General features: G+C 61.7%; 19 protein-coding genes. 18 read left to right on the forward strand and 1 reads right to left on the reverse strand.

Annotated elements, in window-relative coordinates; genetic code table 11:
• Positions 1-94: 94 nt before the first annotated feature.
• The 11 genes from HS968_RS13605 to HS968_RS13655 all read left to right on the forward strand — a co-directional run bounded on the left by HS968_RS13605 (position 95) and on the right by HS968_RS13655 (position 11,760).
• Positions 95-1,480: an aminotransferase-like domain-containing protein gene (locus HS968_RS13605; protein ID WP_182366401.1), complete on the forward strand. Its 1,386-nt coding sequence runs from the start codon at positions 95-97 to the stop codon at positions 1,478-1,480.
• Positions 1,481-1,568: 88 nt separating this feature from the next.
• Positions 1,569-2,681 carry a tRNA 2-thiouridine(34) synthase MnmA gene (gene mnmA, locus HS968_RS13610; RefSeq protein ID WP_182366403.1) on the forward strand — a complete coding sequence of 371 codons (1,113 nt, stop codon included), beginning with the start codon at positions 1,569-1,571 and terminating at the stop codon, positions 2,679-2,681.
• A complete protein-coding gene (gene hflD / locus HS968_RS13615; RefSeq protein ID WP_182366405.1) occupies positions 2,678-3,298 on the forward strand; it encodes a high frequency lysogenization protein HflD in 621 nt (206 codons plus the stop codon). The genes mnmA and hflD overlap by 4 nt, the downstream gene beginning before the upstream one ends.
• A 2-nt stretch (positions 3,299-3,300) precedes the next feature.
• A complete protein-coding gene (locus HS968_RS13620; protein ID WP_179624886.1) occupies positions 3,301-4,164 on the forward strand; it encodes a DMT family transporter in 864 nt (287 codons plus the stop codon).
• Between the two features lie 147 nt (positions 4,165-4,311).
• Positions 4,312-5,682, forward strand: coding sequence for an adenylosuccinate lyase (purB, locus tag HS968_RS13625; protein ID WP_182366407.1), 1,371 nt, complete (start codon positions 4,312-4,314; stop codon positions 5,680-5,682).
• Between the two features lie 78 nt (positions 5,683-5,760).
• Positions 5,761-6,927, forward strand: coding sequence for a ribosomal protein uL16 3-hydroxylase (locus HS968_RS13630; RefSeq protein WP_182366409.1), 1,167 nt, complete (start codon positions 5,761-5,763; stop codon positions 6,925-6,927).
• Positions 6,920-7,345, forward strand: a complete 426-nt coding sequence (locus tag HS968_RS13635; protein ID WP_036999437.1) for a GNAT family N-acetyltransferase — start codon at positions 6,920-6,922, stop codon at positions 7,343-7,345. Before HS968_RS13630 ends, HS968_RS13635 begins: the two co-directional genes overlap by 8 nt.
• 8 nt (positions 7,346-7,353) lie before the next feature.
• Positions 7,354-7,995, forward strand: coding sequence for a DUF7931 domain-containing protein (locus HS968_RS13640; RefSeq protein ID WP_182366411.1), 642 nt, complete (start codon positions 7,354-7,356; stop codon positions 7,993-7,995).
• Positions 7,992-8,801, forward strand: coding sequence for a secretin N-terminal domain-containing protein (locus tag HS968_RS13645; protein ID WP_182366413.1), 810 nt, complete (start codon positions 7,992-7,994; stop codon positions 8,799-8,801). Before HS968_RS13640 ends, HS968_RS13645 begins: the two co-directional genes overlap by 4 nt.
• A 563-nt stretch (positions 8,802-9,364) precedes the next feature.
• Positions 9,365-10,960 (forward strand): isocitrate lyase, encoded by a 1,596-nt coding sequence (locus HS968_RS13650; RefSeq protein WP_179624881.1) that lies wholly within the window; start codon positions 9,365-9,367, stop codon positions 10,958-10,960.
• 317 nt (positions 10,961-11,277) lie between these two features.
• Positions 11,278-11,760: a hypothetical protein gene (locus tag HS968_RS13655; protein ID WP_238338845.1), complete on the forward strand. Its 483-nt coding sequence runs from the start codon at positions 11,278-11,280 to the stop codon at positions 11,758-11,760.
• Between the two features lie 34 nt (positions 11,761-11,794).
• Here the strand turns inward: HS968_RS13655 and HS968_RS13660 are convergent, their stop codons facing one another.
• Positions 11,795-13,192, reverse strand: a complete 1,398-nt coding sequence (locus HS968_RS13660) for a pectin acetylesterase-family hydrolase (protein WP_119691369.1) — start codon at positions 13,190-13,192, stop codon at positions 11,795-11,797.
• A gap of 650 nt (positions 13,193-13,842) precedes the next feature.
• On the opposite strand from HS968_RS13660, the gene HS968_RS13665 reads away from it, so the two are divergent.
• From HS968_RS13665 to nuoH, 7 genes are all read left to right on the forward strand, one after another.
• Positions 13,843-14,256: an NADH-quinone oxidoreductase subunit A gene (locus tag HS968_RS13665; protein ID WP_106740980.1), complete on the forward strand. Its 414-nt coding sequence runs from the start codon at positions 13,843-13,845 to the stop codon at positions 14,254-14,256.
• 10 nt (positions 14,257-14,266) lie between these two features.
• Positions 14,267-14,944 (forward strand): NuoB/complex I 20 kDa subunit family protein, encoded by a 678-nt coding sequence (locus HS968_RS13670; RefSeq protein WP_106740978.1) that lies wholly within the window; start codon positions 14,267-14,269, stop codon positions 14,942-14,944.
• A 66-nt stretch (positions 14,945-15,010) separates the two neighbouring features.
• Positions 15,011-16,792: an NADH-quinone oxidoreductase subunit C/D gene (gene nuoC / locus HS968_RS13675; RefSeq protein ID WP_182366415.1), complete on the forward strand. Its 1,782-nt coding sequence runs from the start codon at positions 15,011-15,013 to the stop codon at positions 16,790-16,792.
• The gene (nuoE, locus tag HS968_RS13680) at positions 16,789-17,289 is read left to right on the forward strand and encodes an NADH-quinone oxidoreductase subunit NuoE (protein WP_119691371.1); all 501 of its coding nucleotides are present in this window, start codon (positions 16,789-16,791) and stop codon (positions 17,287-17,289) included. The genes nuoC and nuoE overlap by 4 nt, the downstream gene beginning before the upstream one ends.
• The gene (nuoF, locus tag HS968_RS13685; RefSeq protein WP_119691372.1) at positions 17,286-18,632 is read left to right on the forward strand and encodes an NADH-quinone oxidoreductase subunit NuoF; all 1,347 of its coding nucleotides are present in this window, start codon (positions 17,286-17,288) and stop codon (positions 18,630-18,632) included. The genes nuoE and nuoF overlap by 4 nt, the downstream gene beginning before the upstream one ends.
• A 107-nt stretch (positions 18,633-18,739) precedes the next feature.
• Entirely contained in the window at positions 18,740-21,448 is a 2,709-nt protein-coding gene (gene nuoG / locus HS968_RS13690) for an NADH-quinone oxidoreductase subunit NuoG (RefSeq protein WP_182366417.1), read from the forward strand.
• A complete protein-coding gene (gene nuoH, locus HS968_RS13695) occupies positions 21,445-22,437 on the forward strand; it encodes an NADH-quinone oxidoreductase subunit NuoH (protein WP_182366419.1) in 993 nt (330 codons plus the stop codon). Before nuoG ends, nuoH begins: the two co-directional genes overlap by 4 nt.
• Positions 22,438-22,449: the final 12 nt, after the last annotated feature.

Genomic DNA, 22,449 nt, shown 5'->3' on the forward strand with positions numbered 1-22,449 from the left:
GTTCTTGGTTGGGGGAACACTATCCTCACTGTATCCATGAAAGAAGGTACAGTTTGCTCAGACACTTACTTCATGTACCCACGACCTTTTCGCCATGCCCAAACAAACCCTTGCGCAAAAAGTTGCTGACGCAATTGCCAGGCAGATCGCCGAAGGCGCCCTGCTGGAAGGCAACAAACTGCCATCGCTGCGCGAGTACATGCGCCTGCATGGGTACTCCAAGAACACCGTGATCACTGCCTACGAACACCTGGCATCACAGGGACTGGTAGAGGCTCGGCACGGCAAGGGCTTCTTCGTCTGCAAGAACCTGAAAGTCCGCACGGAGGATGACGATTCACAGCCTTACACCCGAGCGCTGGATACCATCTGGATGATGCGTCAGCAGTTCGTGCGCGACCCTGGCCACTCGCACCTGGGCGAGGGATTTCCACCGATTGAATGGCTGATGGATATGCGCCTGGACAAATTCCATCGGCAAGTGGTGCGCGGCGGGGTTTCAACCCTGTTTCGCTACGGAACACGACTGGGCAACCCCGACCTGCGCCAGCGCCTGGTACAGAAACTGGCGGACTACCAGATTGCCGTTTCGCAACGGCAACTGGTGACCACCCTGGGCGCCAACCACGGCATGGATCTGATCATCCGTCGCTACGTGATGCCTGGCGACACGGTTCTGGTTGAGGATCCGGGCTACTACCCATTGTTCGGAAAGCTGCAACTGCAAGGGGCACGCATGCTCGGCATTCCACGGGAAGCCGATGGCCCGGATCTGGATGCGCTGGAACACGCTCTGAAAAAACACAGGCCCAAGCTGTTCTTCCTTCAATCCGTGGGCCATAACCCGACCGGCTCCGACCTCTCACCAGCCAAGGCGCACCATCTGCTGCAGATAGCAGAAGCGCATGATCTTCTGCTGGTGGAAAACGACGCCATGGCCGACTTCAAACCCAGTTCTGCGATAAAACTGACGGCTCTGGATCAGTCCGAACGCACCCTTTATCTGGGCAGCTTTTCCAAATCGATTTCCGCCGCCTTGCGTGTCGGCTTCATCGCCGGCAGCAAGAAACGCATCGAGGAACTGGCCGATCTGAAGATGCTGCTGCACAACAGTGGCGCCGAGTACAGTGAACGTACCATCGACGTGATCCTCGCCGAAGGGCACTTCCTGCGCCACCTGTCGCGCCTTCAGGAGCGCTTGCGGGCCGCCACCAAGCGCGGCCTGGAAGTGCTCGATGGACTGGGCGCAGAGGTGTTCTGCCGGCCCGAACAGAGCCTCTATCTGTGGGCCCGCTTTCCTGGCGCCGACGACGCCAACATCCTTACCCGCCAGTGCCTGAGCCAGGGCGTGATGCTTGCTCCGGGCTCGATTTTCGCGGTCGACCGACAGATGCCCGTGGCCTGGACGCGGCTCAATGTCGCCTACCTGGATGACCCGGCCTTTCGCCGCAGCCTGACGCACCTGGGGCTTGCGCGATAAGAACCACAGCCGCTATAGCCCGTGCACTGAACGGGCGGAGGCTTTCTGGTAGACTCGGCAACTTTTCAGGCTTCACTCGCAGACCCCCATGCAAGCACCTAGCACCCAACGCGTGATCGTCGGCATGTCCGGCGGCGTCGATTCATCCGTTTCCGCCCTGCTGTTGATCGAACAGGGTTATCAGGTCGAAGGCCTGTTCATGAAGAACTGGGACGAAGACGACGGCACCGAATACTGCACCGCCATGGATGACCTGGCCGACGCCCAGGCCGTATGCGACCGCATCGGCATCAAACTGCACACCGCCAACTTCGCCGCGGAGTACTGGGACAACGTGTTCGAGCACTTTCTGGCCGAATACAAGGCCGGACGCACGCCGAACCCGGACATCCTGTGCAACCGTGAGATCAAGTTCAAAGCCTTCCTCGACTACGCCCTGTCGCTCGGCGCCGACCTGATCGCCACCGGCCACTACGTGCGCCGCCGCGACATCGATGGCCGCACCGAACTGCTCAAGGGCCTGGATCCGAACAAGGATCAGAGCTACTTCCTGCACGCCGTGGGCGGTGAACAGATCGCCAAGACCCTGTTCCCGGTCGGTGAGCTGGAAAAGCCGCAGGTGCGCGCCATCGCCGAGAAATACGAACTGGTCACGGCGAAGAAGAAGGACTCCACCGGCATCTGCTTCATTGGCGAACGTCGCTTCAGCGACTTCCTCAAGCAGTACCTGCCGGCGCAGCCAGGCGATATCGAGACCACCGACGGGCAGGTCATCGGCCGTCACCATGGTCTGATGTACCACACCATCGGCCAGCGCCAGGGCCTCGGCATCGGCGGCTTAAAGGATGCCAGCGATGATCCCTGGTACGTGCTGCGCAAGGATCTGACGCGCAACGTGCTGATCGTCGGTCAAGGCAACGAACACCCATGGCTGTTCTCCCGCGCCCTGCTCGCCTCGGAAATCTACTGGGTCAACCCGGTGGATCTGAGCAGCCCACGCCGCCTGACGGCCAAGGTGCGCTATCGCCAAAGCGACCAGAGCTGCACCCTGGAAAAGACCGAGAACGGCTATCGCGCCGTATTCGATGAACCCCAACGCGCCGTAACCCCCGGCCAGTCCGTGGTGTTCTACGACGGCGAGGTATGCTTGGGTGGCGGCGTGATCGAAACCGCCGAAGCCTGGTACGAGGACGCCCGATGAGCCCGCTTCAGGAACAACTGGTCGCGCTCGGCGCCGTATTCGAAGCTGCAGTACTGGCCGACAAGATCGCCCGTACCGGCCTGGTCAGCGAAGCCTCGATGAGCTGCATGCTCGGCAGCCTGCTGGTACGCGACCCGAAGAGCACACTGGATGTCTACGGCGGTGACGACCTCAACCTGCGCGATGGCTACCGCGCACTGATCAGCTCGCTGGAGCGCAATCCGTCGGCCTTGCAGCGCGAACCTCTGCGCTACTCCCTGGCGATGATCGGCCTGGAGCGCCAACTGGACAAGCGCGGCGACATGCTCGAGACCATGGGCAATCGCCTGGATCAGATCCAGCAACAGGTCGAGCACTTCGGCCTGGTGCACGACAACGTCATCGCCGCCTGTGGCGGCCTGTACCAGGACACCATCAGCACCTTCCGCCAGCGCATTCAGGTACAAGGCGACATGCGCTTCCTGCAGCAGCCCAGCAACGCCGCAAAAATTCGCGCACTCCTGCTGGCCGGCATTCGCTCGGCACGCCTGTGGCGGCAACTGGGTGGCCATCGCTGGCAACTGGTATTCAGTCGCGGCAAGCTGCTCAAAGAACTCTACGAACTGACGCGCGCCTGACCATGAGCGCCCCCAGCCGCAGCGTCAAACCGCTGCAGGGCGCTCTCCTGCTGGCCATATCCGCTTTGTTGTTTGCCTTCACCGGAGTTGGCATCCGCGAGATATCCGCCAGCGTCAATAACGAGTCGGTGGTGTTTTTCCGCAACCTGGTCGGCGTACTGTTCTTCCTGCCTCTTCTGCTGGTGCGCGGCATACGCCCACTGCGCACCACACGCCTCAAATCCCATCTCTGGCGCACCACCTACGGCCTGGCGGCGATGTACTGTTTTTTCTACGCCATCGCCCATCTGCCATTGGCAGACGCCATGCTGTTCACCTATTCGGCGCCGATCTTTACCCCATTGATCGCCCACTTCTGGCTCAAGGAACCGCTGACACGCCGCATGCTGATCACCAGCCTGATCGGCCTGTGTGGCGTGTTAATGGTGGCCAAGCCCAGCGCTGCCCTGTTCGAAGGCGCCGCACTGATTGGCCTGGCCGCCAGCCTGCTGGCGGCATTCGCCTTCGTCTCGATCCGCGAGATGAGCGACAGCGAACCGGCCACGCGCATCGTTTTCTATTTCTCGTTGTTCAGTGCATTGTTCTCGGCCATCCCGCTGACCTGGAGCTGGCAGCCCCTGGACGCCACCCAGCTTGGCTGGTTGCTCGGCATTGGCCTGCTGGCCACCGCCAGCCAGATCATCATGTCGCGTGCCTACGGCCTGGCGCCGCCAGGCCTGATCGGCCCCATCGCCTATCTGGCGATCGTCTTCGCCGGCATCATCGCCTGGCTGCTCTGGGGCGAGACGCCAGACACGCTGTCGCTGCTCGGCGCTGCGCTGATCTTCGCCGCCAGTCTGTTATCGGTCGCCAGACGTAGCGCATAGACGGCCAAGCGCTGGTTTTCATGTATGATATGCGCCCTTTTCGTCAGAGGCCGTCCCGGCAACTGAGCCAGAGCCTGTTCCACGGAGCAGGCGCAACGCACAGTGACCCAGGATGGCTTTTCAGCCCGACAGCCCGAGAACGCCTACATGCAGCTTTCCTCGCTCACCGCGGTTTCCCCCGTCGACGGCCGCTACGCCGGCAAAACCAGCGCACTGCGCCCCATCTTCAGCGAATACGGTCTGATCCGTAGCCGCGTACTGGTCGAAGTGCGCTGGCTGCAACGTCTGGCCGCCCATGAAGGCGTCCCGGAAGTCGCGCCCTTCTCCGCCGAAGCCAACGCCGTGCTCAACGAGCTGGCCGAGAACTTCGCGGTCGAGCACGCCGAGCGCGTCAAGGAAATCGAGCGCACCACCAATCACGACGTGAAAGCCGTGGAGTACCTGCTCAAGGAACAGGCTGCCAAGCTGCCGGAACTGGACAAGGTCAGCGAGTTCATCCACTTCGCCTGCACCAGCGAGGACATCAACAACCTGTCCCACGCCCTGATGCTGCGCGAAGGCCGTGACAGCGTACTGCTGCCATTGATGAAGCAGATCGCCAACTCCATTCGCGAACTGGCGGTGAAGTTCGCCGACGTGCCAATGCTCTCGCGCACCCACGGCCAGCCAGCTTCGCCGACTACCCTGGGCAAGGAACTGGCCAACGTCGTCTACCGCCTCGAGCGCCAGATCGCTCAGGTCGCCGCCGTACCGCTGCTGGGCAAGATCAACGGCGCCGTGGGCAACTACAACGCCCACCTGTCGGCCTACCCGAGCATCGACTGGGAAGCCAACGCCCGTCAGTTCATCGAAGGCGACCTGGGCCTGACCTGGAACCCCTACACCACCCAGATCGAGCCGCACGACTACATCGCCGAACTGTTCGACGCCATCGCCCGCTTCAACACCATCCTCATCGACTTCGACCGCGACGTCTGGGGCTACATCTCCCTCGGCTACTTCAAGCAGAAGACCGTGGCCGGCGAAATCGGCTCCTCGACCATGCCGCACAAGGTCAACCCGATCGACTTCGAGAACTCCGAAGGCAACTTAGGGATAGCCAACGCGATCTTCCAGCACCTGGCCAGCAAGCTGCCGATCTCCCGCTGGCAGCGCGACCTGACCGACTCCACCGTGCTGCGCAACCTGGGTGTCGGCTTCGCTCACAGCGTCATCGCTTACGAAGCAAGTCTCAAGGGAATCAGCAAGTTGGAGCTCAATGTTCAACGTATTGCTGAAGATCTGGACGCTTGCTGGGAAGTGCTCGCCGAGCCGATCCAGACCGTCATGCGCCGCTACGCCATCGAGAACCCGTACGAGAAGCTCAAGGAATTGACCCGCGGCAAGGGTATCAGCGCCGAGGCGCTGCAAACTTTCATCGACGGCCTGGACATGCCAGCCGCCGCCAAGAAAGAGCTCAAGCAACTGACCCCGGCGCGCTACATTGGTAACGCCGTGGCCCAGGCCAAGCGTATCTGAGCGCGACCAGCCTTGAGGACGCCCGGCTGAGCCGGGCGTTTTTGTTTTAAGGTTTTTATCTAGTTCAAGGGCTTACTGATGAATCCTGATACTCCGCTGCAATTGCTGGGTGGCCTCACAGCCCGTGAATTCCTGCGCGACTACTGGCAGAAGAAGCCGCTGCTAGTGCGTCAGGCGATCCCGGACTTCGAAAGCCCGATCAGCCCGGACGAGCTGGCTGGCCTGGCGCTGGAAGAAGAAGTCGAATCGCGCCTGGTGATCGAGCACGGCGAGCGCCCCTGGGAACTGCAGCGCGGCCCGTTCAACGAAGACACCTTCCAGGAACTGCCCGAGCGCGACTGGACGCTACTGGTACAAGCCGTCGACCAGTTCGTTCCGGAAGTGGCCGAACTGCTGGAAGACTTCAAGTTCCTGCCCAAGTGGCGCATCGACGACTTGATGATCAGCTTCGCTGCGCCCGGCGGCGGCGTCGGCCCGCATTTCGACAACTACGACGTATTCCTGCTGCAGGCTCACGGTCATCGCCGCTGGCAAGTTGGCCAGATGTGCGATTCCGACAGCCCGCTGCTCCCCCACGCCGATCTGAAGATCCTGGCTCAATTCGAACCAACCGATGAATGGGTGCTGGCACCCGGCGACATGCTTTACCTGCCGCCCTGCCTCGCCCACTGTGGCACCGCTGAGGATGATTGCATGACCTATTCCGTGGGCTTCCGCGCGCCGAGCGCCGCTGAAGTACTGACCCATTTCACTGACTTCCTCGGCCAGTTCCTGCCCGACGAAGAGCGTTACAGCGATGCCGACATCCAGCCGAGCGAGGATCCCAACCAGATCCAGCGCGACGCCCTGGAACGCCTCAAGGCCCTGCTCAACGAACACATGAGCGATGAGCGCCTGCTGATGACCTGGTTCGGCCAGTTCATGACCGAGCCCAAGTACCCGGAACTGGTCGCCGGCATCGAAATCGAGGAAGAAGACTTCCTCGGCGCCCTGGAAAATGGCGCGATCCTCATCCGCAACCCCAGCGCGCGTATGGCCTGGTCGGAAGTGGGTGAAGACCTGGTGCTGTTCGCCAGCGGCCAGAGCCGCCTGGTTTCTGCCCGCCTACGCGAGCTGCTGAAACTGATCTGCAGCGCCGATGCGTTACATGTGGAAAACCTCGGCGCCTGGCTGGCCGAGGACGAGGGGCGTACCCTGCTGTGGGAACTGGTCAAGCAAGGCAGCCTGGGATTTGCCGATGAGTGAGATCACTGTCCGTGTCGCGGACTGGCATAGGGACAATGCTGAGCTTCGTCGTATCCGCGACAGCGTTTTCGTCGCCGAGCAATCGGTACCGCCGGAACTGGAGTGGGACGCCGAAGATACCGACGCCGTGCATTTTCTCGCCGAAGAAGGCGACTATCCGGTAGGTACCGCGCGCCTGTTGCCCGACGGCCATATCGGCCGCGTGTCGGTGCTCAAGGACTGGCGCGGCCTGAAAGTGGGCGAGAAACTGATGCAGGCCGTGATCGCCGAAGCGGAAAAGCGCGGCCTGCATCAGCAAATGCTCACCGCCCAGGTGCACGCCACGCCGTTCTATGAAAGGCTAGGCTTCAGGATTGTCAGCGACGAGTACCTCGACGCCGGCATTCCCCATGTGGATATGGTGCGCACCAGCCAGTAGAGGCCGTAATGGACAAACAAAACGCCCCGGTCGAACCGATCGATACGCCAAAGTCCAGCGAGCTGGCGGCCATCGAATTCGAGTCGCCGGGGCGTTTTGCCGTGCACAACCCCGAACCCATCACGCCGGATGTGGCGCAATGGGAGCCAGCACCCTTCATCCTCGGCCAGCACGAGCGCCTGGAGCGGTTCAGCCAACCCCAGCAAGCCCGCGCCCACGTCCTCGCCCTGATCCAGCAGGCGCAGCGCAACCTGTGCCTGTACAGCGATGACCTTGAGCCCTGGCTCTATCACCACAGCAGCGTGCAACAGGCCTGCACCCGATTCCTGCTGAGCAGCCCACGGGCACGCCTGCGCATCCTGCTGCGTGACCCGACCCGCGCCGTGAAGGAGGGCCATCGCCTGCTGAGCCTGTCACGCCGGTTGTCCTCCAACCTGCATATCCGCAAACTCAACCCGGACTACACCAACGAGGAACTGGCCTACCTGATCGCCGATGACAGAGGCCTGTTCTTGCGGCCGGAGCCCGATCAGCAGGCTGGCTACGCCCTGTATGACGATCCGGCGCGGGTGCGCCAACGCCGGGCACAGTTCGACCAGGCCTGGGACACCAGCATCACCGATCCTGATCTGCGGAGTTTTCTGCTATGACCCTGCGCACGCTGCTTGCCGCCCTGCTTCTCGGCCTGTGCCTGCCACTGCACGCCGCCACCGAAGTGATTCCGCTGAACTATCGCACCGCCGATGATGTGCTCGGTGTGGTGCAATCGATGCTCGGCAATGAGGGCAAGGTCAGCGCTTACGGCAACCAACTGATCGTCAATGCCTCGCCCGCCAAGATCGGCGAAGTTCGGGTACTGCTGCAACAACTCGACACCCGCCCTCGTCGCCTGCTGATCACCGTGGAAAGCGCCGACAGCAACTACCAGAACGATCGCGGCTATCGCGTCGACGGTTCCCTCAGCGCCGGCAATGCGGAGGCGCAGGTCGGCCGTGGCGAAGTCAACGGTCGCGACCAAGTGCGCATCATCCGCCGCAGTACCGACAGCCGTGGTGGCGGCACCCAGCAGGTACAGGCCACCGAAGGCTATCCGGCGCTGATTCAGGTCGGCCAGAGCGTGCCGCTGACCACCACCAGCACCGGCCCCTACGGCCAGGTCTACCAGGACACCCAATACCGCGATGTGACCCGCGGCTTCTACGTGACGGCCAGCCTTTCCGGCGAGCTGGTGCATGTTTCCATCAGCAGTCAGCGCGACCGGATGAATGACCATCACCCTGGCGTCATCGACGTGCAAAGCACCGATACGCGCGTCAGCGGTCGGCTTGGCGAATGGATCACCCTGGGCGGCGTCAGCGAGGAAACCAGCTCCAGCGGCCGAGATGTGCTGCGTCGACACACGACTCAGGGGCGCGAGGACATGTCGCTGCGCCTGAAGGTCGAAGCGCTCGACTGAGCCCTCCGACCAAAGTCGAATGGCACTACATCCTTTGCAGTATGGCCAGCCTGCAAATCCCGCGAAATGCCTGAAACGCCCGCCTCATGGGCTGTTGTGCGTGACTGGCCAGTCGTCTACTGAATATGTAGTAGTTTAAAAAAACCACTACAAAACGTTTGACGAAGCATTTCCCCAGAGGCATGATGGCCTCGCTCCCGCTAGCCAGGGGTCCTGAAAAGGATCTCCAGATCGCCAACGAAGCACTTCGTAGCGATCCGTGTCCCAACAGCCCACAAGGCCGTACGACGAGGTTGCGACTGGAACGAAGTTGTCCTGAGGGACGGGGAAGCGTTAAGTAACAGACAGCTCGACACGCTAGCCGCAACGCCAAGGGTTTCCACGAACCCGAAGCCTTGAGACAGCCGACGACCTGCTCGCCTACATCCCCCTCTTCGCAGTACACCCTCGCCTTTCCAGCCGTTTTCTCGCCGTCAAGTGGTAGCCGCCCGCAGCCGTTGCATCCGTGCGCGTCTAGAGTGGGTAGTTGGTGCTCAAACAACACATTCTTTGAAGGATTGACCATGTCCGCATATCAAAACGACATCAAGGCTGTAGCCGCTCTGAAAGAGCAATTCGGTAACAGCTGGAGCGCTATCAACCCCGAGTCCGTCGCCCGTATGCGCGCTCAGAACCGCTTCAAGACCGGTCTGCAAATCGCTCAGTACACCGCCGACATCATGCGTAAGGACATGGAAGAGTACGACGCCGACTCCTCTGTCTACACCCAGTCGCTGGGCTGCTGGCACGGCTTCATCGGTCAGCAGAAACTGATCTCGATCAAGAAGCACCTGAAGACCACCAACAAGCGCTACCTCTACCTGTCCGGCTGGATGGTCGCTGCCCTGCGCTCCGACTTCGGCCCGCTGCCGGATCAGTCGATGCACGAGAAGACCGCCGTCTCCGACCTGATCGAAGAGCTGTACACCTTCCTGCGCCAGGCTGACAGCCGCGAGCTGGATCTTCTGTTCACCGCCCTGGACGCTGCTCGTGAAGCTGGCGACCATGCCAAGGCCGCTGAAATCCAGAGCCAGATCGACAACCACGAAACCCACATCGTGCCGATCATCGCAGACATCGACGCTGGTTTCGGTAACCCGGAAGCCACCTACCTGCTGGCCAAGCGCATGATCGAAGCCGGCGCCTGCTGCATCCAGATCGAGAACCAGGTTTCCGACGAGAAGCAGTGCGGCCACCAGGACGGTAAAGTAACCGTTCCTCACGCCGACTTCCTGGCCAAGATCGCAGCCGTTCGCTACGCCTTCCTCGAGCTGGGCATCGACAACGGCGTGATCGTTGCTCGTACCGACTCCCTGGGTGCCGGCCTGACCAAGCAGATCGCCGTAACCAACGAGCCGGGCGACCTGGGCGACCTGTACAACAGCTTCCTGGATTGCGAAGAAGTGTCCGCTGCCGACCTGGGCAACGGCGACGTCGTGATCAACCGTGGTGGCAAACTGCTGCGTCCGAAGCGCCTGCCTTCCAACCTGTTCCAGTTCCGCGCTGGCACCGGCGAAGACCGCTGCGTACTGGACTGCATCACCAGCCTGCAGAACGGCGCCGACCTGCTGTGGATCGAAACCGAGAAACCGCACGTTGGTCAGATCAAGGCCATGGTTGACCGCATCCGCGAAGTCATCCCGAACGCCAAGCTGGTCTACAACAACAGCCCGTCCTTCAACTGGACCCTGAACTTCCGCCAGCAGGTGTTCGATGCGTTCGTCGCCGAAGGCAAGGACGTTTCTGCCTACGACCGCGCCAAGCTGATGAGCGTCGAGTACGACGAAACCGAACTGGCTCAGGTTGCTGACGAGAAGATCCGCACCTTCCAACGCGATGGTTCGGCACACGCCGGCATCTTCCACCACCTGATCACCCTGCCGACCTACCACACCGCCGCGCTGTCCACCGACAACCTGGCCAAAGGTTACTTCGCCGACCAGGGCATGCTGGCCTACGTCAAAGGCGTACAGCGTCAGGAACTGCGTCAGGGCATCGCCTGCGTCAAGCACCAGAACATGGCTGGCTCCGACATCGGCGACAACCACAAAGAGTACTTCGCTGGCGAAGCTGCTCTGAAGGCAAGCGGTAAAGACAACACCATGAACCAGTTCCACTAAGAGCTGGTTCCCGCTGCGGACCACGCATCCGCAGCGACTTTTTGCCTAATCCGCCCCGGCTTGCCGGGGCTTTTTTTGCTTGCCGATCCTGGCGACCGCCGTGAAAAGACACTCATCCCTTCTATGCTGAAAGCACTCTCTGCCCTCTGCGGAAGCCTTTCATGCGTACAAAGCCACTGCTATTCGGTGCAGCACTTCTATTGAGCACACTCGCCCTGACCTGGCACTGGTCGCGTCCCGCCACAGAAAGTACCGAGCCTCCCGCCACGATCGAAGCGCCCACCCCTCACGCGGCAGATTCCGATGAACCCGATCCAATGGCAGCCAACAGCGAACAGCAGCAACTGCTGAATTCACCTCAGGCGCGTGACCTGGAGCAGCGTCTGGCGTTTCACAACCAATACCGCAGCTTCGTCCAGCAAGCTGGGCAGCCTGAGCACGCCACTCGACGAAGTGAAGCCGAGCGCCTGAGCAAACGTATCGATGCCCTGGAGGCACAAGGTGAACTGGCATTGAGCGAAGCGTTGCTGATGCAGTTGGGCCTGATCCGCGCGACCGAGAGCGATGAGGCAACACAGAAAATGCAGGCGCAGCGATTGATCGAACGCTACCAGCAGATCAGCGCCGAACGCGAAGCGCGACTGGCCGCGCAGCCCGATCCGAACTTTGAGAAGTACAAGGCCGAGGAAAAGCGCATCGTCGAGGAAGTGCTGGCCCTGCAGAGCATTCCCGATGGACTGAGCCGCGACGAATACCTGCGCCGGCGCCTGCAAGAGGCGCGCGAGCGTAGTTTTCAGTGACGCCGGATCGACTCACTCGACCCGGCGAGCACCCTCAGAGCGCTTGATCCAGCAGGTAATAGAGAAGGTTGAACGGCTTGTTGCGATCCGCGACATCACTGCTTTCCGAAGCATCCAACACCTGGCCACTACCTTCGAGCACGCTACTGACGAAATGATCCAACTGCAGGTTCTGCTCCTGGATATCGGCATTGGCGAACTCGATGATGCTGGTGCAGTGGCTTTCGTTGACGTTACGGAACTGCGGGAAATAGCCACCGACATTGTTCAGGCTGGCCAGCTGACTGCGCAGGCGCGTGGTATCGGTTGCCCAGCGCTGCTTGATCAATGCCTCCTTGGCAGCCTGATTCGGTGCGTTGACGATCTCTGGATAGAAGCGCTCGTAGGAATAGGAGGAATAGTTCAGATCCTGCCAGAAATGGGTGTGCCCCATCCGATCCCCTGGCAGGTTACTCGACAGCGCTGGATACAGGCTGCCCAGGTCATTGCGATTGAAGCCGGGCAACCGAGCCTGCAGGTACTGCAGCGGGCCTTGCGGCGAATCCAGCCCCCAGGCCTGACGGATGAACGCCTGCAACGGGTAGGACGGATACGCCTGGTTGTCCCCAGCCAACGCCGTGTAAACCGGACCGGAATCATTGATCAGGTAACCGCGCGGCGGGTCAATATCCTGCCGGATGTTCGCGTAGTTGGTCAGGCTACCCGCACCACCAGCGCTACAACCAGTGGTGAGCATCTGCGTTGGCCGCGGCAGGTTGTCCTTCAGCCAGCCGACCACCGCACGCATGTTGCGCAGGCCATTGTGGTGCCAGACCAAAGGCGACTGTTGCCCTTGAGGGTCTTCATACACCGCCACCTTGTCACCGGAATAGATGTCTCCCGTGCAGTAAGGCACGTAAACCATGTTCCAGTTCTGCGTTTTCACCCGCGTCCAGGGGTGCAGGCGCACGACGAAGGGGCTGACTAGACTGGCACCGGGGTTGAGCAGCGACATGTAGTCGTTAGGGATGCCATCTGGATTGCGCGCACCGCGAATACCACTCTGCCCGCTGCAACTGGCGTAATCCCAGCAGGCGCCGCCTCCCTCGAGGTAGATGATGGTGTTGCGCGTGTTCGGCACGCGATTGACGAAGAACTTGTAAGGCGAGCCATTACCGCAGACCGCACCGGTCTGCGGCGCCATTTGGATGGTCTGCCAACCGTAGTAATTTCCGGGGTTGAAGCCACTGTTGAACCCGGATGGATTGGCCAGAAGCGGGTAAGGCCCCGTGCGCTGTGCAGGCGTCACCGGGTTGTCGGCCTTCGGTGGCGAGAGCAGATTGCTCATGGTCTGCCAGAAGTTGTAGTCGCCCTGCTCCGCCTGCACAGGCAAAGACAGCAGCAAGATGAGAGTGACAGGCAAAGCGCGCTGCAATGGCACGGCGACAGGCATGGCAAAACCCTCCTATTGTTTTTGTGTAGAGGGTCGGCATACCCAGGCAGGGGCAACTGCGCAGACCCAATGAAGCATCGGGGACTGCTCGATCAGCGAAAGCACCAGAAGGCGGCGCTTCATGCACGCTAGTACAAGATCAGAAGGACAGCACAGGTTAAAAAATACCTTTTAGGGATATGCAAAACTCTTTTAAGCACATCCAGTTATTTAAAAAGTCATTCTCAAGTACAACTTTCCTGCTGCTTTAGTCCTGACCTTAAAAGCCAGCAGCGCTTCGCACGCCAACAAAGAGTTACAGAAGTACGACACTTTATTATGCCCGCGCGGCCCTCCGGTTTATGCACGCAAAATAATCGAAGCAACCCAGGCGCGCCGGGCGCTCTCGGGCGAATCAGTGCAGCCCACTATGCATGAGGCCTTAAGCCGAGCGACAGCGTTTAGCGCCAGGCTTATTGCGCAGCTAGTTGACCTCAAGTCAATAGAGAAAGCGCCCTAAATGCACAAGCAGACAGGTTATTTTTTTGCTCGGAAAAATTTACTTACACCGTCACAGGCGCATAGAATTGCGCCCATACTTTGCGGGGCACCCTACAGGGTCGCGCTCACTACTAAATTAAAAGCCGTTCCTTGACCTAAGGAGTACCGGCATGCCTGATGCGGTATCGACCATGTCTCACGACTGGGCCTTCGCTGTTTTCCTTCTCGGAGTCTGTGGACTCATTGCCTTCATGCTTGGCCTGTCCAGTCTTCTCGGCAGCAAGGCGTGGGGCCGTAGCAAGAACGAACCCTTCGAGTCCGGCATGCTCCCCACCGGCAGCGCGCGCCTGCGCCTGTCGGCCAAGTTCTATCTGGTCGCGATGCTCTTCGTGATCTTCGATGTCGAAGCCCTGTTTCTGTTCGCCTGGGCCGTATCCGTGCGTGAAAGCGCATGGGTCGGCCTGGTCGGTGCTACCGTTTTCATAACCATTCTGTTCGCGGGTCTTGTCTACGAGTCGGCGATAGGTGCGCTGGATTGGGCACCTGAGGGACGCCGCAAGCGGCAGGCGAAGCTGAAACAATGAGGCTTTGGCGATGCAATACAAACTTACTCGGGTCGACCCGAATGCTGCCAACGAGCAGTATCCGATCGGCCAGCGGGAGATTGTCTCCGACCCGCTGCTAGAGGATCAGGTTCACAAGAACATCTACATGGGCAAGCTGGAAGACGTGCTTAACGGCGCAGTCAACTGGGGGCGCAAGAATTCCCTGTGGCCATACAACTTTGGCCTTTCCTGCTGCTACGTGGAGATGACCACCGCGTTCACTGCCCCGCACGATATCGCCCGCTTTGGCGCGGAAGTCATTCGTGCGTCACCCCGTCAGGCTGACTTCATGGTCATTGCCGGCACCTGTTTCATCAAGATGGCGCCGATCATCCAGCGCCTCTATGAGCAGATGCTCGAGCCCAAATGGGTCATTTCCATGGGTTCGTGTGCCAACTCGGGTGGCATGTACGACATCTACTCGGTCGTCCAGGGGGTGGACAAGTTCCTTCCCGTCGACGTCTACATCCCTGGCTGCCCACCGCGCCCGGAGGCATTCCTGCAAGGCCTGATGCTGCTGCAGGAGTCCATCGGACAGGAGCGCCGCCCGCTTTCCTGGGTCGTTGGCGACCAAGGCATCTACCGTGCCGAAATGCCTTCGCAAAAGGAACAGCGCCGCGAACAGCGTATCGCCGTTACCAACCTGCGTAGCCCGGACGAAGTCTGAATCGCCTTTTCCTGCTGGCAAGGAAACCCGATTCATTCTCTACGTTGACCGAAAGCGACCGAGACCATGACTGCAGACACCGCTCTGTCTATTGCCCCGTACAAGGCCGACGACCAGGATGTCGTCAACGAACTTCAATCGCGCTTCCCTGAAGGCAGCTTCACCTCGCAGGCGACCCGCACCGGCATGCCGGTGATCTGGGTCGTCCGCGATCAGTTGATCGAGGTGTTGCGCTTCCTGCGCCAACTGCCGCGCCCCTACGTCATGCTCTACGACCTGCATGGCGTCGATGAGCGCCTGCGCACCCAGCGTCGCGGTCTGCCGAACGCTGACTTCACGGTGTTCTACCACCTGATGTCGCTCGAGCGTAATAGTGACGTGATGATCAAGGTGGCGCTGTCCGAAAGCGACCTCAACCTGCCTTCCGTCACCAGCATCTGGCCCAACGCCAACTGGTACGAGCGCGAAGTCTGGGACATGTATGGCGTGCATTTCTCCGGGCACCCGCACCTGACCCGTATCCTCATGCCGCCGACCTGGGAAGGTCACCCGCTACGCAAGGACTACCCGGCACGCGCCACCGAGTTCGATCCCTACAGCCTGACCCTGGCCAAGCAGCAGCTCGAGGAAGAAGCCGCGCGCTTCAACCCCGAAGACTGGGGCATGAAACGCGGCGGCGAGCACGAGGACTACATGTTCCTCAACCTCGGCCCCAACCACCCATCGGCGCACGGTGCGTTCCGTATCATCCTGCAGCTCGACGGTGAAGAGATCGTCGACTGCGTGCCGGAAATCGGCTACCACCACCGTGGTGCCGAGAAGATGGCCGAGCGTCAGAGCTGGCACAGCTTCATCCCCTACACCGACCGTATCGACTACCTCGGCGGAGTGATGAACAACCTGCCCTACGTCCTGTCGGTGGAGAAACTGGCTGGCATTCAGGTGCCGGCGCGCGTCGACTTCATCCGCGTGATGATGGCCGAGTTCTTCCGCATCACCAGTCACCTGCTGTTCCTGGGTACCTACATCCAGGACGTCGGCGCCATGACCCCGGTGTTCTTCACCTTCACCGACCGCCAGCGCGCCTACAAGGTGATCGAAGCCATCACGGGCTTCCGCCTGCACCCGGCCTGGTACCGAATCGGCGGCGTCGCCCACGACCTGCCGCGCGGCTGGGACAAGCTGGTCAAGGAATTCGTCGACTGGCTGCCCAAGCGTCTCGACGAGTACGAAAAGGCTGCGCTGAAGAACAGCATTCTCAAGGGCCGTACCATCGGCGTGGCGCAGTACAACACCAAGGAAGCGCTGGAATGGGGCGTCACCGGTGCCGGCCTGCGCGCCACCGGTTGCGACTTCGACCTGCGCAAGGCGCGCCCGTACTCCGGCTACGAGAACTTCGAGTTCGAAGTGCCACTGGCCGCCAACGGCGATGCCTATGACCGCTGCATGGTGCGTGTCGAGGAGATGCGCCAGAGCATCCGCATCATCGACCAGTGCCTGCGCAACATGCCGGAAGGCCCGTACAAGGCGGATCACCCGCTGACCACGCCGCCGCCGAAAGAGCGCACGCTGCAACACATCGAAACCCTGATCACCCACTTCCTGCAGGTTTCCTGGGGCCCGGTCATGCCGGCCAACGAAAGCTTCCAGATGATCGAGGCGACCAAGGGTATCAACAGTTATTACCTGACCAGCGACGGCAGCACCATGAGCTACCGCACGCGCATCCGTACGCCCAGCTACCCTCATCTGCAGCAGATTCCTTCGGTGATCCGCGGCAGCATGGTGGCTGACCTGATCGCCTACCTGGGCAGTATCGACTTCGTCATGGCCGACGTGGACCGCTGATTATGAGCACGCTTATCCAGACTGACCGTTTCGCCCTGAGCGAAACCGAGCGCTCGGCCATCGAGCACGAGATGCATCACTACGAAGACCCACGCGCGGCCAGCATCGAAGCGCTGAAGATCGTGCAGAAGGAACGCGGCTGGGTGCCGGACGGCGCCGCCGATGCCATTGGCGAAGTGCTCGGCATTCCTGCCAGCGACGTCGAGGGTGTGGCCACCTTCTACAGCCAGATATTTCGCCAGCCGGTGGGTCGCCACATCATTCGCGTCTGCGACAGCATGACCTGCTACGTCGGCGGCCACGAGTCGGTGGTCAGCGAAATGCAGAAGCAACTCGGCATCGGCCTCGGCCAGACCACTGGCGACAACCGTTTCACCCTGCTGCCGGTGTGCTGCCTGGGTAACTGCGACAAGGCGCCAGCCGTGATGATCGACGACGACACCTTCGGCGACGTTCAGCCTGACGGCGTCGCCAAGCTGCTGGAGGACTACCAATGAGAACCCTGACCTCCATTGGCCCGGCCAACCGCATTGCCCGCACGGAAGAAACCCACCCGCTGACCTGGCGCCTGCGCGATGACGCCCAGCCGGTGTGGCTCGAGGAATACCAGCAGAAGAACGGCTACGCCGCCGCACGCAAAGCCCTGGGCGAAATGGCCCAGGCCGACATCGTGCAGACGGTCAAGGACTCCGGCCTCAAGGGCCGTGGTGGCGCCGGCTTCCCCACCGGGGTGAAGTGGGGCCTGATGCCTGCCGACGAATCCATGAACATCCGCTACCTGCTGTGCAACGCGGACGAAATGGAGCCCAACACCTGGAAAGACCGCATGCTGATGGAACAGCTGCCCCACCTGCTGGTGGAAGGCATGCTGATCTCGGCGCGCGCGCTCAAGGCCTATCGCGGCTATATCTTCCTGCGTGGCGAATACGTCGACGCGGCACGTAACCTCAACCGCGCCATCGACGAAGCCAAGGCCGCCGGCCTGCTCGGCAAGAATATTCTCGGCAGCGGCTTCGATTTCGAACTGTTCGTGCACACCGGCGCCGGCCGCTACATCTGCGGTGAAGAAACCGCACTGATCAACTCGCTGGAAGGCCGTCGCGCCAACCCTCGCGCCAAGCCGCCCTTCCCCGCTGCCGTCGGCGTGTGGGGCAAGCCAACCTGCGTGAACAACGTCGAGACCCTGTGCAACGTGCCGGCCATCGTGTCCGGTGGCGTCGACTGGTACAAGAGTCTGGCGCGCCCCGGCAGTGAAGACCATGGCACCAAGCTGATGGGCTTCTCCGGCAAGGTGAAGAACCCCGGCCTGTGGGAACTGCCCTTCGGCGTGACTGCCCGCGAACTGTTCGAGGACTACGCCGGCGGCATGCGCGACGGCTACACACTCAAGTGCTGGCAGCCCGGCGGCGCTGGCACCGGCTTCCTGCTGCCAGAGCACCTCGAGGCGCAGATGTACGCCGGCGGCATCGCCAAGGTCGGCACGCGCATGGGCACCGGCCTGGCGCTGGCGGTGGACGACTCGATCAACATGGTCTCGCTCTTGCGCAACATGGAAGAGTTCTTCGCCCGTGAGTCCTGCGGCTGGTGCACCCCATGCCGCGATGGTCTGCCGTGGAGCGTGAAGATCCTCCGCGCCCTGGAACGCAAGCAAGGTTCAGCGGAAGACATCCAGACCCTGCTCGGTCTGGTCAACTTCCTCGGCCCAGGCAAGACCTTCTGCGCACACGCACCAGGCGCCGTAGAGCCGCTGGGCAGCGCGATCAAGTATTTCCGTGAAGAGTTCGAGGCCGGCGTCGCCGCCGAGGTGATCCCACCGAAGGTGGCAGCCCACGCCTTATGAGCCTGACGGCCGGACAAGTGGGCGCAATAGCGCCGTCCGGCCCGGGTCGTTGAGAAGAATTCCCTTAGCCCGTCCACCTTCGGGTGGGCAAACGAAGACTGAAGAAAATGGCCACTATCCACGTAGACGGCAAAGATTTCGAAGTCGATGGTGCGGACAACCTGCTGCAGGCCTGTCTGTCTCTCGGACTCGACATCCCCTACTTCTGCTGGCACCCGGCGCTTGGCAGCGTCGGCGCCTGCCGCCAGTGCGCAGTGAAGCAGTACAACGACGAGAACGACACGCGTGGCCGTATCGTCATGTCCTGCATGACGCCTGCCACCGACAACACCTGGATCAGCATCGACGATGAAGAATCCAAGGCGTTTCGCGCCAGTGTCGTCGAATGGCTGATGACCAACCACCCGCACGACTGTCCGGTGTGCGAGGAAGGCGGTCACTGCCACCTGCAGGACATGACCGTGATGACCGGGCACAACGCCCGGCGCTACCGCTTCACCAAACGCACCCACCAGAACCAGGAGCTCGGCCCGTTCATTTCCCACGAGATGAACCGCTGCATCGCCTGCTACCGCTGCGTGCGCTACTACAAGGATTACGCGGGCGGCACCGATCTCGGTGTCTACGGCGCGCATGACAACGTGTACTTCGGCCGCGTCGAGGATGGCGTGCTGGAGAGCGAATTCTCCGGCAACCTGGTCGAGGTCTGCCCGACCGGGGTATTCACCGACAAGACCCACTCCGAGCGCTACAACCGCAAGTGGGACATGCAGTTCGCCCCGAGCATCTGCCATGGGTGCTCCAGTGGCTGCAACATCAGCCCCGGTGAGCGCTACGGCGAGATCCGCCGCATCGAGAACCGCTTCAACGGCTCGGTCAACCAGTACTTCCTCTGCGACCGTGGCCGCTTCGGCTATGGCTATGTCAACCGCGAAGACCGTCCGCGTCAGCCATTGCTGGCCGGCCAGGCACTGAGCATCGACGCTGCACTGGACAAGGCCGCCGAGCTGCTCAAGGGCAAACGCGTCATCGGCATCGGTTCGCCACGGGCCAGCCTGGAGTCCAACTACGCTCTGCGTGAGCTGGTTGGTGCAGGCAACTATTACAGTGGCATCGCTGCAGGCGAACTGGAAAACATCCGCCTGATTCGCGACGTGCTGCAAAACGGCCCGCTGCCGACGCCAACCCTGCGCGACGTCGAACTGCACGACGCCATCTTCGTCCTCGGCGAAGACCTGACCCAGACCGCTGCTCGTCTGGCCTTGGCCCTGCGCCAGGCCGTCAAGGGCAAGGCCACCGAAATCGCCGCCGGCGCACGCATTCAGGACTGGCACATGGCCGCCGTGCAGAACGTCGCCCAGCACGCCCTGCACCCGCTGTTCATCGCCAGTGTGGGCGAGACCCGCCTCGACGACGTAGCCGCGGAAAGCGTGCATGCCGCACCGGCAGATCTGGCCCGTATCGGTTTCGCCGTGGCTCACGCCATCGACCCGAGCGCTCCGGCCGTCGAAGGCCTGGAGTCCGAAGCACGCGAGCTGGTGCAGCGCATCGCCGATGCCCTGATCAATGCCAAGCGTCCGCTGATCGTTTCCGGCGCCTCGCTGGGCGAGAAGGCGCTGATCGAAGCCGCTGCCAACATCGCCAGCGCGTTGAAGAATCGTGAGAAGAACGGCTCGCTGAGCCTGGTGGTGCCTGAAGCCAACAGCCTGGGCCTTGCCCTGCTCGGCGGCGAGTCCGTCGATGCTGCGCTGGAAGTTCTAAGCAGCGGCCAGGCCGATGCCGTGGTGGTGCTGGAGAACGACCTCTATCGCCGCGCCGATGCTACCAAGGTCGATGCTGCGCTGAACGCCGCTCAAGTGGTGATCCTCGCCGATCACCAGCGCACCGCCACCAGCGAGCGCGCTCATCTGTTGCTGCCCGTGGCGTCCTTCGCCGAAGGCGACGGCACCCTGGTCAGCCTGGAAGGCCGTGCCCAGCGCTTCTTCCAGGTCTATGAGCCCAGCTACTACGACAGCAACATCCTCATCCGTGAAGGCTGGCGCTGGCTGCACGCCTTGCACAGCACCCTGCAAGGCCAGGCCGTGGACTGGACGCAGTTGGATCAGGTCACCGCAGCCTGCGCGGCCAGCAACCCGCAGTTGGCCGGCATCAAGGATGCCGCGCCAAGCGCCTCGTTCCGTATCAAGGGCCTGAAGCTGGCACGCGAACCGCACCGCTACAGCGGCCGTACTGCCATGCGCGCCAATATCAGCGTGCACGAGCCACGTCAGCCGCAGGATCAGGACAGCGCCTTCGCCTTCTCCATGGAAGGTTACGCCGGCACTCAGGAAGACCGTCAGCAGATTCCATTCGCCTGGTCGCCAGGCTGGAACTCGCCGCAGGCCTGGAACAAGTTCCAGGACGAAGTCGGTGGCCATCTGCGCGCCGGTGACCCGGGCGTTCGCCTGATCGAAGCCAAGGGCGAAACACTGCCCTGGTTCGCCATCAACGCCCCGTTCAATCCGGCTCAGGGCACCTGGCAGGCTGTCGCGCTGCACCACCTGTTCGGCAGCGAAGAGAACAGCTCGCGCGCCGCACCGGTGCAAACGCGCATCCCACAGCCTTACGTGGCCCTGGCCAAGGATGAGGCCGATCGCCTCGGTGTCAATGACGGCGCCCTGCTCAGCCTGACCGTCGCCGGCCAGACCCTGCGCCTGCCGCTGCAGGTGCGTGAAGAGCTGGCGCTCGGCGTGGTTGGCCTGCCGGTCGGCTTGGCGGGTATTCCGGCGGTGTTCGCGGGCGCCAGCGTCACCAACCTGCAGGAGGCCGCGCAATGAGCTGGCTGACTCCCGAGGTGATGGAAACCCTGATCGCAGTGCTCAAGGCCATCGTGATCCTGCTGGTGGTGGTGATCTGCGGTGCGCTGCTGAGCTTCGTCGAACGCCGTCTGCTGGGCTGGTGGCAGGATCGCTACGGCCCGAACCGGGTCGGGCCGTTCGGCATGTTCCAGATCGCAGCGGACATGATCAAGATGTTCTTCAAGGAGGACTGGACGCCACCGTTCGCCGACAGGTTCATCTTCACCCTGGCGCCGATGATCGCCTTCGCTGCCATGTTGATGGCCTTCGCCATCATCCCCATCACCCCGACCTGGGGCGTTGCGGATCTGAACATCGGCATCCTGTTCTTCTTCGCCATGGCCGGTCTGTCGGTGTACGCCGTGCTGTTCGCTGGCTGGTCGAGCAATAACAAGTTCGCCCTGCTCGGCGCCCTGCGCGCATCGGCGCAGACGGTGTCCTACGAGGTGTTCCTGGCCCTGGCGCTGATGGGCGTGGTGGCGCAGGTCGGCTCGTTCAACATGCGCGATATCGTCGACTACCAGGCCGAAAACCTGTGGTTCATCATTCCGCAGTTCTTCGGTTTCTGTACCTTCTTCATCGCTGCCATCGCCGTGACCCACCGTCACCCGTTCGACCAGCCGGAAGCCGAGCAGGAGCTCGCCGACGGCTACCACATCGAATACGCCGGGATGAAATGGGGCATGTTCTTCGTCGGCGAATACGTCGCCATCGTCACCGTTTCGGCGTTGCTGGTAACGCTGTTCTTCGGCGGCTGGCACGGCCCGTTCGGCATCCTGCCGCAGATCCCATTCTTCTGGTTCGCGATCAAGACCTGCTTCTTCATCATGATCTTCATTCTGCTGCGCGCGTCGATCCCGCGCCCACGGTATGACCAGGTCATGGCGTTCAGCTGGAAGTTCTGTCTACCGCTGACCCTGATCAACCTGCTGGTAACCGGCACCCTGGTGCTGGTCGCGGCCCAGTAAGGAGAGATGACA

The sequence above is a fragment of the Pseudomonas berkeleyensis genome (assembly GCF_014109765.1).
GTDB lineage: Bacteria > Pseudomonadota > Gammaproteobacteria > Pseudomonadales > Pseudomonadaceae > Aquipseudomonas > Aquipseudomonas berkeleyensis.